The 14,828-nt window shown below is 44.8% G+C and carries 10 protein-coding genes; 6 read left to right on the forward strand and 4 right to left on the reverse strand.

The window, feature by feature from the left end:
- Positions 1-342: 342 nt before the first annotated feature.
- Positions 343-1,092, reverse strand: coding sequence for a YqcI/YcgG family protein (locus tag ACE4RR_RS00085; RefSeq protein WP_375533349.1), 750 nt, complete (start codon positions 1,090-1,092; stop codon positions 343-345).
- Between the two features lie 158 nt (positions 1,093-1,250).
- Here ACE4RR_RS00085 and ACE4RR_RS00090 point away from each other — a divergent pair, with 158 nt between their 5' ends.
- The 6 genes from ACE4RR_RS00090 to ACE4RR_RS00115 all read left to right on the forward strand — a co-directional run bounded on the left by ACE4RR_RS00090 (position 1,251) and on the right by ACE4RR_RS00115 (position 9,449).
- Entirely contained in the window at positions 1,251-2,975 is a 1,725-nt protein-coding gene (locus ACE4RR_RS00090) for an ABC transporter ATP-binding protein (RefSeq protein ID WP_375533350.1), read from the forward strand.
- Positions 2,976-3,463: 488 nt separating this feature from the next.
- Positions 3,464-4,612 (forward strand): uroporphyrinogen-III C-methyltransferase, encoded by a 1,149-nt coding sequence (gene cobA, locus ACE4RR_RS00095; protein WP_375533351.1) that lies wholly within the window; start codon positions 3,464-3,466, stop codon positions 4,610-4,612.
- A 35-nt stretch (positions 4,613-4,647) separates the two neighbouring features.
- Positions 4,648-7,080: a nitrite reductase large subunit NirB gene (gene nirB / locus ACE4RR_RS00100; protein WP_375533352.1), complete on the forward strand. Its 2,433-nt coding sequence runs from the start codon at positions 4,648-4,650 to the stop codon at positions 7,078-7,080.
- Positions 7,081-7,094: 14 nt separating this feature from the next.
- Entirely contained in the window at positions 7,095-7,418 is a 324-nt protein-coding gene (gene nirD / locus ACE4RR_RS00105; RefSeq protein WP_375533353.1) for a nitrite reductase small subunit NirD, read from the forward strand.
- 75 nt (positions 7,419-7,493) lie between these two features.
- Complete coding sequence (locus tag ACE4RR_RS00110; protein WP_375533354.1) at positions 7,494-9,029, forward strand: NarK family nitrate/nitrite MFS transporter; 1,536 nt, start codon at positions 7,494-7,496, stop codon at positions 9,027-9,029.
- A 219-nt stretch (positions 9,030-9,248) separates the two neighbouring features.
- A complete protein-coding gene (locus ACE4RR_RS00115) occupies positions 9,249-9,449 on the forward strand; it encodes a hypothetical protein (RefSeq protein ID WP_375533355.1) in 201 nt (66 codons plus the stop codon).
- 22 nt (positions 9,450-9,471) lie between these two features.
- On the opposite strand, the gene nasC is transcribed toward ACE4RR_RS00115, so the two are convergent.
- The 3 genes from nasC to ACE4RR_RS00130 form a co-directional block, all read right to left on the reverse strand.
- Positions 9,472-11,610, reverse strand: a complete 2,139-nt coding sequence (nasC, locus tag ACE4RR_RS00120) for an assimilatory nitrate reductase catalytic subunit NasC (RefSeq protein WP_375533356.1) — start codon at positions 11,608-11,610, stop codon at positions 9,472-9,474.
- 19 nt (positions 11,611-11,629) lie between these two features.
- Entirely contained in the window at positions 11,630-13,906 is a 2,277-nt protein-coding gene (locus ACE4RR_RS00125) for an FAD-dependent oxidoreductase (protein WP_375533357.1), read from the reverse strand.
- A 586-nt stretch (positions 13,907-14,492) separates the two neighbouring features.
- A complete protein-coding gene (locus ACE4RR_RS00130) occupies positions 14,493-14,783 on the reverse strand; it encodes a hypothetical protein (protein ID WP_375533358.1) in 291 nt (96 codons plus the stop codon).
- Between the last annotated feature and the right edge of the window lie 45 nt (positions 14,784-14,828).

Raw genomic sequence — 14,828 nt, forward strand, 5'->3', positions numbered from 1 at the left:
ATTTTGCTTCAAATATTTTTATTTTCCATTAATATACATTAAAATCCCGCTGTGTCTTTACACAAACATATACATTTTTAATGGAAGAAATTTTGTGTTTTCCTATATGATCACCGCCAATAAAGTTATTCCTTAATGAATGATTTAATATCACTTTTAGGTAGAAATTTTAAAATCCAGATAACAGATACACGCAAAGTAAAAATTTTACTAAATAATAATTAGGTAAATACTCATTTTTTTAAATTGTTATGTTTATGTCGAAATAACGGGACTTTTTATCTTTGGCAATAATAAAACTCCCCCCCTATTTACCGGAGGAGAGAAGAGAATTCAACGCTTTTATTTGTGATGAAATGGACACTTTCCTTCAATAGGCTTACTATCATCACCGATAAAATACTGCTTCCATTCACGGTGATTCGGATCACCGTAATGACTGATATTTGGGTGCTTCGGGAGTTCATCCCACTTTTCTACTCGCTCACGCACTTTTTCCCGGGACATAATCCCTCCTTTTGAAGTGCCCTCTAATCCTTCAAAGATCCTGCGCGGCTGAAAACCTATTACCAGGCTGTTTCCTAAGTCTCTCGTTTTTCTCTGTTTGTAAGCAGGCGCATTGCCAAAGGCAAAAAATGGCTCACCGGCAAATGAAAATGCCCATAAATGGTGATCGGAGTCCTGAGGATAGCCCTCCGGCCATGGCTTTGTATCATTATCATGCAAAAATTGAAGGATTTTCCAAAAATACTCTCTGTAATAAGGGACCGATTTTTCTTCTGATTCCGGCTCCACAAACAGAAAAAATCCATGACGGATAAAAGGGCCAGGCTGATCGAACAATGCAATAAACTCCTCAAGTGTCTCAGGCAGGTGAGACCAGTCATTATGACTTATATAAGAATAACGGAGCTCGCCTTTTCGTTCAGCACTCATGCCAAAATAACAGGGAAAGGTGTCATTCGTCACTACTTCATGAAAATTAATATATTCTCTAGCGGCCCATTCCGGCAGCATTTCTGCTTTAGTCATATCTTCCTTCGTCAGTAAACGGCTTTTCGTCAATTTCATGCTTTTCACCTCTGTTTTCATTTACCTACCCCCTATCTTCCTTCTTCTATCCAAACATAAACCAATCAGCAATCATTCTATTCGAAGTGCTTTCGAGAGTAAGCTGAAACAATTGACAATTGTTATCAATTAGAATAAGCTGAAATTAATTTTGATGCGATAGATAAAGGACGATTTCAATGATTAGACGTTTTTACGAATACTATCTGCCCCATAAACGCCTCTTTTTTATAGACTTTTTTAGTGCCATTATCGTGGCCTTGTTAGAATTGGCCTTCCCGCTTGTTGTGCAGTGGTTTATTGACAGTCTGCTGCCGGAAGAGAACTGGTCTCTGATTGTGGTTGTCTCGATCGGGCTTTTTTTCGTGTATGTTCTCAGCACATATCTGCAGTATATTGTTACATACCTTGGTCATAAGCTCGGAATCAACATAGAAACTGACATGCGCCAGGAACTGTTTGAAAGTGTACAGGGTCAGTCTTTCCGCTATTTTGATAATACGAAAACCGGTCATATTATCAGCCGTATTACGAATGACCTGTTTGATATTGGCGAGCTTGCACATCATGGTCCGGAAGACCTGTTCATAGCAGTGATGACCTTTACCGGAGCGTTTGCGATTATGTTTACGATTAATCCTTCGCTTGCGCTGGTGGCACTTGTATTTGTACCGCTGCTGATCGCGTTGATCACCTACACAAACATTAAAATGAACAAAGCATGGACGAATATGTACACTGAAATTGCTGACGTCAATGCGAGAGTGGAAGACAGTGTTTCCGGAGTCCGTGTCGTGCAGTCGTTCACGAACGAAGAGTTTGAAATTAATAGATTTAAGACGAACAATAAAAGGTTCCGACTTGCGAAATTAGGCGGCTATAAAACGATGGGGTATACAACAGCCGGCATTTATTTCACAACAAGATTTATGATATTGGCAGTGCTCGTCTTCGGGGCGTGGCTCACATACAACGGAAGTTTATCCTATGGAGAATTTGTCGGTTTTGTTCTTTATATTAATGTTCTCTTTAAGCCAATTGAAAAAATAAGCGCGATTCTTGAGCTTTATCCGAAGGGGATGGCCGGCTTCAAGCGATTCATTCAAATCCTCGACACCGATGCTGATATTGTCGACCGTGAACATGCCACGCCGGCTCCAGTTCTCGATGGAGACATCATTTTCGACAACGTTACCTTCGGCTATGAAAAATACCAGCCTGTCCTTCAGGATGTCAACCTTCATATCGGAGCTGGAAAAACCGTAGCATTCGTCGGGCCTTCCGGTGCTGGAAAAACGACGATAAGCTCTTTAATTCCCCGCTTTTATGATGTCGATAAAGGAAGCTTAACAATTAATGGTGTCGATATTCGAGACATGACAAAAAAATCGCTGCGGTCTCAAATCGGCATTGTTCAACAGGATGTCTTTTTGTTTAACGGCACCTTGAAAGAAAATATTGCATACGGTGACAACGAAGCAGCCGAAGAAGATATCATCTACGCGGCCGGGCTTGCAAATCTAGAAGAATTCATTGCTTCGCTTCCCGAGGGACTTGAAACGAAAGTCGGCCAGCGCGGCTTAAAGCTTTCCGGCGGTCAAAAACAGCGAATCGCAATTGCGAGGACGTTTTTAAAAAATCCTCCAATTTTAATCCTTGATGAAGCTACATCCGCTCTCGATACCGAAACGGAAGCACAAATCCAGCAGTCATTACAAACACTCGCGAAAAACCGGACGACCATTGTCATTGCTCACCGATTAGCCACCATCCGGCATGCTGATCACATTGTCGTTGTCACAAAAGAAGGTATTGTCGAACAGGGCACTTACGAAGAACTGGTTGAGCAGAACGGCATTTTCACCTCTCTTAATAACATCCAACTAGAGAAAATTGGCCGCTGATTCAGAGGCTGGTGCCTCAGAGGAGTTAAGAAATGCTTCCGGTGTGAACGATGGAGCGGAGCCATCGAGATACCAGGTCGATTAAAACCGGGCATCTCCTGCGGCAGACGTCGACACTAGAAAGTCCGGTGCTCCGCGGAAAAGCAACGACTGAAAATCCCGCAGCAGCGACCATCTGCCGAGGCACAGTAAAGAAGAAAAGCTAATCCTTTCGTCATTTGAACCTGGCGACAAGGCTTAGCTTTTTTTATTTTCAAAATTCCTTCGTCCTTCGAAAAACTCTCTGTCAGATTAATTGAAAAAATATGCTCTTAACATGCATAATAAAGCGGTTTTTCCCCGTCATGAAAGGGTTTTAAAAAATATTTATTTGAAAAAAGTGTGTGAGATAACCTTCCGTAAGTTCCCAACTTCTCAGTTTGCTGCTATACAATCACTCACATAAGAAAAATTGATTACCGCATCCACAGAAGGGAGAATTAGCTTTCATGAATCAATCATATGGAAAGGTATATTTGGTCGGTGCCGGACCGGGCAGTCCGGATCTGCTGACGATACGCGGGGCAGAATGCCTGCAGAAAGCAGATGTTGTTTTGTATGATCGGCTGGCTCATCCCGCTCTACTTTTTCATATACCAGCACATGCAAAACTCATCTACTGTGGAAAAAAGCCTTGTGCCCACACACTCCGGCAGGAGGATATTCAAAATGAGATGTATATTCACGCAAAACGCGGAAAAACTGTTGTCCGATTAAAAGGCGGGGACCCGGCTGTGTTTGGACGTGTGGCTGAAGAGTTGACTGAACTCGCTGTACGGGGTATTGCTTATGAAATTGTTCCTGGAATCACTGCCGGAAGCGCTGCCGCCTCATACGCGGGTATCTCCCTGACCCACCGGGAGTACGCCCATGGCTACCAAGTGTTGACAGGTCATGGCAAAAATCCGGACGAAGACAGGCCGGCTAAGTGGCTGCAGTTAGCAGAAACTACTAATACGCTGATCTGGTATATGGGAATGAAACGATTATCCCATATCGCCAGCCAGCTGATGTTATACGGAAAAGACCCTCATGAAAACGTACTTGTCATCGAATGGGCCACACACCGGCACCAGCGCACAATCTCAGGAACACTGGAAAATATCGCTGAGAAAGTGGACGATGCAGCTATTAAAAATCCTTCTATTATCATTATCGGGAAAGTAACCAGGCAGCATGAAGCATTGCAGTGGTTTCATTCATCCTCCGTCGGTGGAGTGCTTACATTTATTCAAAATGACGATGAAAGACAAGCTTTTGAGGAGTTAAAAACTAGTGACATGGAAGTTTATATAAGCACTCATTTTACTAAAGATGCTTCCTCTTTCAACAACTCCATGGAAATTACAAAAAGGCTTGCTGAAGAAAAGTTCATTAAGCACATCGTCATCCCTCCAACTTCAGAAGGGATGAAGCTGAAGGAAAACCTTTCTGAACTCGGTAATGCAGAGGATATTTCCTTCTGGTGCACTGCCGAATCTAGTGAAGCTACTTCAATCTCGGCAATTACGCCTTTACACACATTAAATAAAGATTCGAAGAAATGGCTTGGCCAGTTTTATGACAAAGAGCATTTGGATGAAAAAGCAACGGTATAACATTGCCTGCAAAAATAAAAGGAGGACCATCATTCATGACTGACAGAAAAGAGAAGCTGGTTGTTATAGGAAATGGGATGGCGGGCGTACGCACTGTAGAAGAGATCCTAAAAAGAGACCCGGACCGTTTTGAAATTACTATTTTCGGAAAAGAACCTCACCCGAACTACAACAGAATTTTACTATCCTCTGTCCTACAGGGGGATACAACGGTAAATGATATTATCTTAAACACTTATGAATGGTATGAGCAGAACAATATTACACTTTATACCGGCGATCCGGTAACAAAAATCGATACAAAAACACAGACCCTCGAAAGTATGCAGGGAATAAAGCTCAGATATGATCATTTAATTATGGCCACCGGGTCGAATCCTTTTATGCTTCCACTTCCCGGCGCAGACAAAGAAGGAGTTATTGCCTTCCGCGATATCAAAGACTGTGAAACGATGATCGACGCCTCATCAAAGTACAAACGAGCGATCGTCATTGGCGGCGGTTTATTAGGTCTTGAGGCTGCACGCGGGCTGTTGAACCTAAACATGGAAACAGAAGTCGTACATCTTGAGGAGACATTGATGGAACGCCAGCTCGATCAAACAGCCGGAACTATGCTGAGAGAAGAACTGGAATCTCAGGGCATGAGGTTTCATATGCCGAAAATGACTGAGCGTATTTTCGGAAAAGACCGGGTACAGGGCATTCAGTTTAAAGACGGTACGAAATTATATGGGGATCTTGTGGTAATGGCGGTCGGAATTAAGCCGAACGTCGAGCTTGCAAAAGAGTCCGGCCTGGAGACGAACCGCGCTATTGTCGTAAACGATTATTTAGAGACAGATACCCCCAATGTTTATGCGGTCGGGGAATGCGCGGAGCATAACGGCATAGCTTATGGTCTTGTGGCCCCGCTTTATGAACAGGGCCAGGTGCTCGCCGACCGTCTCTGTGATGCTTCTTCCAATTCCGCCTACAATGGATCTCTTCTTTACACACAGCTGAAAGTATCCGGCGTAGACGTATTTTCAGCCGGCGATTTCCAGGAAGGTGAAGGCAAGAAAGCGATTCGTGTTCATGATGAATTTGAGGGCATGTATAAGAAAGTGATGCTCCGCGACAACAAAGTCGTAGGCTCAGTGCTGTACGGAGACACAGCCGATTCCCCGAGACTGCTTGACATGATGAAGAAACAGGAGGATGTGAGCGGCCTGAACAAAGCTGTCATCCTTCCGTCTGAATCAGGCGAAAAAGCGGAAAGTCCGGTAATTGCGATGGCTCCTCAAGAAACCATCTGCGGCTGTAATGGGGTTTCCAAAGAAGCCATCGTTCAATCTATCGAGCAGGACGGGCTCCGCTCAGTGGAGGAAATAAAACAGCATACCAATGCTTCACGCTCGTGCGGAGGCTGTAAACCACTGGTCGCTGATCTCCTGCAGGCCACCCTTGGAGATGGAGCGGAAGTGTCAGCAGCTGAACCAGTATGCGGCTGCACTCCCTTATCGCATGAAGAAGTACAGGAAGCCATCCGTAACCAGCAGCTGACTCACCCCAGAGAGGTCATGAATGTGCTCGGCTGGGAAAACGACGAAGGCTGTTCTAAATGCCGTCCTGCTGTTAACTACTATCTCGGAGTAATTCATCCCCAGACGTATGAGGATGACGACCGTTCCCGCTTTGTTAACGAACGAGTTCATGCCAACATCCAGAATGACGGCACATACTCTGTTGTTCCCCGCATGTACGGGGGCGTGACAAATCCAGAACAGCTCCGAAAAATTGCAGAGGTAGCAGATAAATACAGCGTACCGCTGCTTAAATTAACCGGCGGCCAGCGAATAGATATGCTTGGCATCCATAAAGAAGATCTCCCGCACGTCTGGTCTGATCTCGATATGCCATCGGGATACGCCTATGCCAAATCTATCAGAACTGTAAAAACGTGCGTAGGGGAAGACTTCTGCCGTTTCGGTACCCAGGATTCCATCGGACTCGGAATTGCCATCGAGAAAAAATATGAGCGTTTGAACACCCCTCACAAAGTAAAAATGGCCGTTTCTGCCTGTCCGAGAAACTGTGCAGAATCAGGGATTAAAGACATTGGGATTGTCGGCGTGGAAGGCGCCTGGGAAATGTATGTAGGTGGAAACGGCGGGGTGGAGCTGCGTGCCGGTGATCTCCTTGCCAAGGTAGAAACAAGTAAGGAGGTACTGGAAATTATCAGTGCATTCTTACAATTCTACCGTGAAGATGCTAAGTATTTAGAGCGTACTTCCCATTGGGTGGAACGAGTAGGACTCGATCACATCCGCAGTGTGGTAATAGATAATCTCGAAAACCGTCACTACTTTGCAGAACGAATGGATACAGCCCTTGAAAACCGTTCTGAAGATCCGTGGGAGAAGCTGACACATAATGAACAAAAACGAAACGAGCTGTTTGAACGAAAAGCAGTCGAACTAGTTTAGAAGGGAGCACCTACATGGAAAAATTACAGGAAAAACAACAGTATTACGTTATGAACTATGATGAGCTGCGAGTAAATATCCCTCAGGAAGTCTTACTCGAAGGCCAGTCCATCGCCGTTTTCCGAACAAACAAAGGAGAAGTTCATGCTATTGAGAACAGCTGCCCTCACCGGGGAGGGCCGCTTTCTCAGGGTATTGTGAGCGGCGATAATGTTTTCTGTCCCCTTCATGACTGGAAAATAAATGTGACGGACGGCCAGGTCCAGGCCCCTGATGAAGGCTGTGTGAAAACCTATAACACATTGGTAGATAACGGCTCTATTTATCTAATCGTCTAAGTAATTTTTTTATCATTCTTGTTTTTCAATTTTTCTGTTCATTGATCATTATAAATACAGAAAGGCGGCCAATCCTTGACAGTTAAAGAATTCTTCACGTTTAAAGATGAAAAGGTAAAAATCCTACACTTCTGCTGGTTCGCTTTTTTTGTATCGTTTTTTGCCTGGTATAACATGGCTCCACTTGCCACGACCATGATGGAGGATATGGGATGGCTGACACCTGAACATATCGCAGCACTTGGTATATTAAATGTGGCGTTAACCATCCCCGCCCGCATTGTCATTGGGTCCCTGCTCGATCGATTTGGGCCGAGAATAGTATACTCGGGCTTACTGATAATTATGTCGATACCTACCTTTGTGTTCGCCTTTGGAGACACATGGGCCCAGCTGATGGTTTCAAGGCTTATTCTCGGCAGCATCGGTGCGAGCTTTGTAGTCGGCATCCGTATGGTTGCAGAATGGTTTCCCCCAAAACATGTCGGATTCGCAGAAGGCATCTACGGTGGGTGGGGAAACTTTGGTTCTGCTGCCGCTGCCATGTTCCTTCCCTGGCTCGGCCTTACCCTGTTCGGGGGAGATGAAGGCTGGCGTTATGCGGTCGCGTTTACCGGACTTGTCTGTTTGATATACGGGTTTGTATTTTACTTCAATGTCAAAGACACACCGGATGGACGAAGCTTAATTAAGCCTAAACGTACCGGGGCGATGGAAGTAAGCTCATGGAAGGACATGTTTCAGCTTATTTTTTGGACAATACCTTTAGGCGGCGCTCTGGCGCTCAGTGCCTGGAGAATTGAAAACATGGGCTTTATGTCTGTAAATGTCCTGTATGCAATTTGGGTCGTTATCGGATTAGTGTTTGTCTATCAGATATATCAAATCTTAAAAGTGAATATTCCGTTGTTGAAAAAAGGAGTTCCGGAAGACGACAAGTATTCATTTAAAAATGTCGGAGCCCTGAACAGTACTTACTTTGCCAACTTTGGAGCAGAACTTGCGATCGTATCAATGCTCCCAATGTTTTTTCAGATGACTTTCTCTTTAACTCCATCCACGGCTGGAATTATTGCAGCGTCGTTTGCGTTTATAAATCTGCTTGCAAGACCGCTCGGCGGAATTCTTTCCGATAAAATGGGGAGTAGACGTAACGTCATGCTGGTCTACATGATTGGTATTACAGCCGGACTTGTCGGCATGGGCCTGATTGATTCCAATTGGCCGATTGCTGTCGCGGTAATTGTCACAGTTGTTACCTCTATGTTTATCCAGGGTGCTGAAGGGGCAACCTTTGCGATCATTCCAATGATTAAAAAGCGCATCACCGGCCAGGTTGCGGGGATGGCCGGTGCCTTTGGAAACGTTGGAGCCACAGTTTATCTGACGCTCTACACCTTTGTAACCCCACAGCAATTCTTTTTCATTCTCGCCGGAGGAGCCTTTGTAAGCTTTGTTGTATGTTATTTCACCTTAGAAGAACCAAAAAATGCCTTCAGCGATGACTACTACATGTCCGAAGACGATCTCCTATTAGAAGAAGAGTCGCTTGAGGAAGAAGTTGCGGCGACCAAAGAAAGTGTCTATGCCGCAAAGCGTAAAATTGATTAAAAGCTGCCAGGGGCTGTATCATAAATGATACTCGCCCCTTTTTGCATGGTAAAAAAAGCAGTGGACAAGTCCTTCGCTTTCCGTGGGCATCGCTTCAGCTAACCGGGCGAAACCCGCGCCCGGCGGATCTTCAGCCGCTGCTCTTCCCACTGGAGTCTTCGGACTTGTCCCCTGCTATCTTCTATTTAGGATACTACTTTTTTCTATAAAAAGGGGCTTTTGATACAGCCCCTTCTTTGTGTGCACACGGAAGCTGCCCATTACAGCAGCAGCTTCGAAAAGCTTGAAGCCGTCATTGGGCTTTTTACATTGAGCGTTCAGCTGAAAAAAGGCTGGGATGTTGGATGGGAATGCGGGCAAAAATCGGAGAGTATAGAAAATGATCCGGGACATATTCTGCCCCGGATCGTTATTTTTTAATGTATTCTTCCAGTGGTATTATCTACACACTCGACGCAGAACGGATCGCTACTGTGGATCGTTTAAATCCAGGCATACGGCAAACAGGATCAAGCTCGCCGCCTATCAAATTATTAATGTTTTGTTCCTTTCCCCAGTGCATTGGAGCAAATACTGTATCCTGCCGAACTTGATCCGAATAAAGACATCGAATTGTAGTTTCTCCTCTTCTGGAGGAAAGAACTACGCGTTCGCCCGAGCGGAGCCCATATACTTGAGCAGTTTCCGGATGGATATACACAAACGATTCAAATTCACGGGCCAGCAGCTGCGAGCTTCGGCGTGTCTGCTCCCCTGTTAAATAATGATTCATTGTCCTTCCAGTCGTAACAAAGAGAGGATACGCTTCACTTACATCTTCTTTTTCCACAGGAGCTGCCGTTCCAGAATAGAGAGCTGCCCGGCCGTCAGCTGTTGGAAATGAATCTTCAAACATGACTTTTTGACCTGGTTCATCAAGAGATGGACACGGCCAAAATACACCTGATTCCTTTCGGATACGGTCGTAGGTGATACCATAATAGTCTGCCTTAGCACCGCGGGTGGCAAGTCTAAGTTCATTAAATATATCTTCTACTGTTTCATAGGGGAAATATCTCCCCTTACCTACAGCTTCTGCGATTGCGGATAATATCTCCCAATCATGGCGGCACTGTCCAGGCGGACGCTTAGAAGCTTCACGAAGAGTCACGCGCCCTTCCAGGTTCGTAATAGTACCTTCATCCTCAAGGTATGAGGTAGTTGGTAAAATAACATCAGCGTACGCTGCGGATTCACTCATAAACATTTCGAATGCTACCATAAAACTCAACGACTCAAGCGCCCGATGAGCCAGGTTTGCATTAGGATTGGAAATGACAGGATTTGAACCGACTAAAATGAGGCCTTTTATATCTCCTGTTTCCATTTGTTCGAGCATTTCATATGCGGAAACCCCTTTGGCCGGTAATGCTTGCTCGGAAATTCCCCATACTTCAGAAATATATCTCCGATCTTCATCATTATCAATAAATCGATAGCCGGGAAGCTGATCCGCTTTCTGGCCATGCTCCCGGCCGCCCTGCCCGTTAGCCTGGCCAGTAATCGCTCCGTATCCACAGGCAGGTTTTCCAATTTTCCCTGTCAAAAGCAGGACGTTTAAGAAATTCCTCACAGTTTCGTACCCATTTGTCTGCTGTTCCACGCCCCGGGCCGTAAAAATCATTCCCGTATTCGCTCTGCCAAACCGTATGGCTGCCTCACGTACATCTTCCGGTTGAAGCCCTATCTGCTCGCATAGCGTGTCAGCTGGCAGGTCAGCCATTTCTTTAAGAAGTGCATCAGCACCAGTTGTTCGTTCTTCACAAAAATTTTCATCTACTAAGCCATCTTCTATAATAAATTTTTGCAGTAATTGGGCAAGAATTTTGTCATTGCCAGGTTTAATTTTAAGGTGAAGATCTGCCATTGCCGTCGTATCCGTTTCACGCGGGTCAATAGCAATTAGAAATGAACCGTTTTCCTTCGCTTCTTCTAGATAAGGCATGAAGGTCGGCTGGCACTCTGCAACATTCGTGCCTGCCAGCACGATACATTTGGCATCTGCAATCTCCTCGAGACGATTTGTCAGCCCGCGGTCGACACCAAATGCTTTGGTTCCGGCGGAAGCGGCAGAGGACATACAAAAGCGGCCATTGTAATCAATATATTTTGTGCCGAGCCCCACACGAGCAAATTTACCGAGCAGGTACGCTTCTTCATTGGTTAACGATCCTCCTCCGTAAACCGACATCGAATCGTTTCCATATTCCTGCTGGAGGTCTTCAATATTTTCTTCAATGACTTTCAGCGCTTCTTCCCAGGATCCCTCCTGAAACTCACCATCTTTCTTAATAAGAGGAGTCGTGATCCGATCAGGATGAACCGTATGCTGATATGCATTTTTTCCTTTGACGCACAGACGCCCTTTAGTAGTAGGGTTATCCATTCCTACCGTACGATAACGGGAGCGGTACGGCCCCCTTTCTTCTATTACCTTTTTCTTGCATTGCATGCTGCAAAAAGGACATTGAGTTTCATATATGGTTTCTTTGACTGAGGATTCCTGTCGTTTACGGAAGCCTGCAAGTAAGTTTTCGTTCATTTATTTCCCTCCCTGTCCTTTACGCGTATGGAGTCAGTATTTTAGAAGTACTGCTCCACACTTGAATGATCTGTTCCTGCAACCGAGCCTGCAGGTAGTCTCTTTCATCTTCGGAAAATAGAATTTCTCTGATCGCTACTGCCGATATGCGAGTTGTCCAGTCAGCAAAGGATTCATTAAAATACGCTGTCTCCCGATAGAGCTGAATCGTTGTTTCAGTCACTGCTTGAAGTTCCTCTTCCGGAATAACATATAAAATAATTCTGTCCCTGCCATTAGCTACGTGGAGCTCCCATAGGCGGCCCGTTCGCACCAGAGTAAAGCCGTCCCGGGAAAGCAGCTCTGGAAACTCCTCTGTAGAGGAAATTGAAAGCGGAGCAGGAAAAGATAGAGGAAATAAATTCTGTTCCAGTTTTTCTAATATTTCTTTGTCAGCAGTGCTGTAGAGCGTAAATGGCCGTAATAAAGAATGCTCCTGCGCTGCCATTGGGGTATCTGTCGACCCGCACACTTTTTCCAGCAGCTGCAGTGGGATTCCAGAAAGCTGCAATTGACGGTTATCAATGACTGCCAGCTCTGAATCAGGAATCGATTCTTTTACTTCCATCCACTTACGCAGCGTGTTCATCGTATCTTTTTCATCAACCGGTAAGGAGGTGATCGTCATTCGTCCTTCGTCTTCGCGAATCCACGGCGGGGAAATTAATCCTTCTGTATTCTGTAAAGAAAAATAATATCGCAAAGCCGGGATACAATGACCGCAGCCGTTGTTATGCCAATCAATGGAATGAATGACTTCTTCCACACCGCTCCAAACGCCAGTACTTATCCGCTGCATAACTTCATCTTCCTCGAGCGGGGTACAGGAACAAAAAGCTTCCGTTCCTGCTTGGTGGGAACATTGATCAAACACCTTCAGCAGGCCTGCCACATCTCCTGAGCACCCTCCACACGAGGAGGAAGCCCCGGTCGACGTGCGTATTGATTGAGTGGTAGCTTCATCAGAAGCAGCAATATGCTGCAGGATCGACTGTTTGTTTACTTGATTGCACTTACAAATAATCGTGTCCGCTGAACAGCTGACAAGTTTTTCAGCACTTCCCCCGTCCGTAAACAGATGTTGTTTTTCCTTTACTGATAATGGCTTTGCCATTTTTATTAATTTGGTAATATCATCAGCGGCAGCAGTTTCTCCAAACAAAACAGCACCTTTAATGATGTCATCCTGAAGAATAATTTTTTTATATAACGGCCTGGTGCTGTCGGCCTGAACAATACTGTCCGTCGTTTCTGATTCTTCTGCCTCACCAGCTGTATAAAGATCAATTCCAGCGATTTTTAAGTGGCTGTAAGGAAAGGATCCCCGGTATGGTTCCGTAGATTTTCCTGTAATATGATCTGCAGCTATTTCTGCCTGTTCATAAACCGGCGGAACCAGTCCGTAACAGGAGCCGTTGTGCTCAATACATTCTCCGACCGCATAAACATCCTCAGCACTCGTTTCCATATAGTCATTAACGAGAATACCGTGATTCGTGGCAATTCCGCTTCGTTTAGCTACTTCCACATTCGGCTTAATCCCAGCAGTAAATAGAACAAAATCTGCCGGAATCTTCGTGCCGTCCTGCAGCACCCCGGCCTTCACTTTTTCTTCTCCCTCTATTTCCACTAGAGACTGATTGAAACGTATCGAAATGCAGCGTTTTTCCAGCTCTTTCTGTAAAAAAGAGGACGCCTGCTTATCAAGCTGCCTGTTTAGTAAAGTGGCTCCTCTTTGAATAATTGTTACTTTTATTCCAGCCTTTGCAAAACCATAAGCAGCCTCCAGGCCTAAAAATCCTCCGCCTACGATAATGCCTTCCGTTTTGTTATCAGCCAGTCCTTTCAGCTGCTTTGCATCCTTCAATGTGCGAAATGTAAATACTTCTTTATGGTCTGCTCCAGGGAGGTTAAATCGCGCTGGCGATGACCCCGTGGCAAACACTAATTTATCGTATGGATATTTATTATCTCTACTGGTTGTCACGATTTTTTCTCTTTGATTGACAGCGATGACCTTTTCATTTGTATGCAAATGGATATCATGTTTCTCGTACCAGTCAGCAGAGTAAGAAAACAATTCATCCTCAGTCACTTCCTTTTGAAGAAATGAGGATAATCCGACTCGGTTGTAATGAGCATCCGTTTCTTCTCCAAAGGTACGGATAAAGTATGTCTCTTCTGCCTGTGAGACCATCTTTTCAATAAAACGAAGTCCACTCATTCCATTTCCGATAATTATCATTTTCTTTGCCATGCTTCACCCTCCACCGTTTTCATACAGTCTCTTTTCTATTTTTCCTTATTACAATAGGTTTTGCTACAACTTCGGCAGGAAACATGACATGCTTTTTTCTCTGACAGTAGTTTGTTTGGTTTTGCTTTTTCCGCTCGCGGCTGAGCATGATATTCTATTTTATTCATGTGGAAAATAAAATGAAAAAAAAGGGGCTGTAGCAAAAGCCCCTTTTTATAGAAAAAGTAGTATCCTAAATAGAAGAGAGCAGGGGACAAGTCCGAGACTCCTGTGGGAAGAGCAGCGGCTGAAGATCCGCCGGGCGCGGGTTTCGCCCGGTTGGCTGAAGCGCTGCCCACGGAAAGCGAAGGGCTTGTCCACTGCTTTTTTTTACCATGCAAAAGGGGCGAGTATCATTTATGATACAGCCCCTACCTGGAATGTGAAATTGTAAAAAGCTTGAAGGATGAACAGTTTTTAAATACCGAAGAAATTGGTACTTATTTTGACCATTAACAGAACGCACGTCCGGCAACATCTTATAAGCTGCTTGGAACAGATAGCGGAACAAGCGTCCGGAGAATCGGCCGCGCACCTATTTTTGAGCTTAACGATTGGGTTTTCCTTTTAAAAAGGTAACAATTATTAAATTGATGAGAGTTCCGAACATAAAAGCGAGCGCTAAAAGTATCCCTGCCTTCACCGGGCCGGAGACATCCGCCATTACCTGAAAGCGGACGAGCGCCATCGGTATAAGAATAACGATCATCGCAGCCATCATCAGCGACATGAGAGAAGCATTCTTCTTCGAGTAGGTGATCCTTATTATCCAGCTTGTAAATCCGATTATCAATGCAAGCGGTAATATATAGCTTAAGAAGAATCTTAAACCCTCCACAGCAGTTTTGCTCCCTTCTTTTTCCTTTATGAAAAAGCTGCTGTC

The organism is Alteribacillus sp. HJP-4 (assembly GCF_042139015.1).
GTDB lineage: Bacteria > Bacillota > Bacilli > Bacillales > Marinococcaceae > JBHIKY01.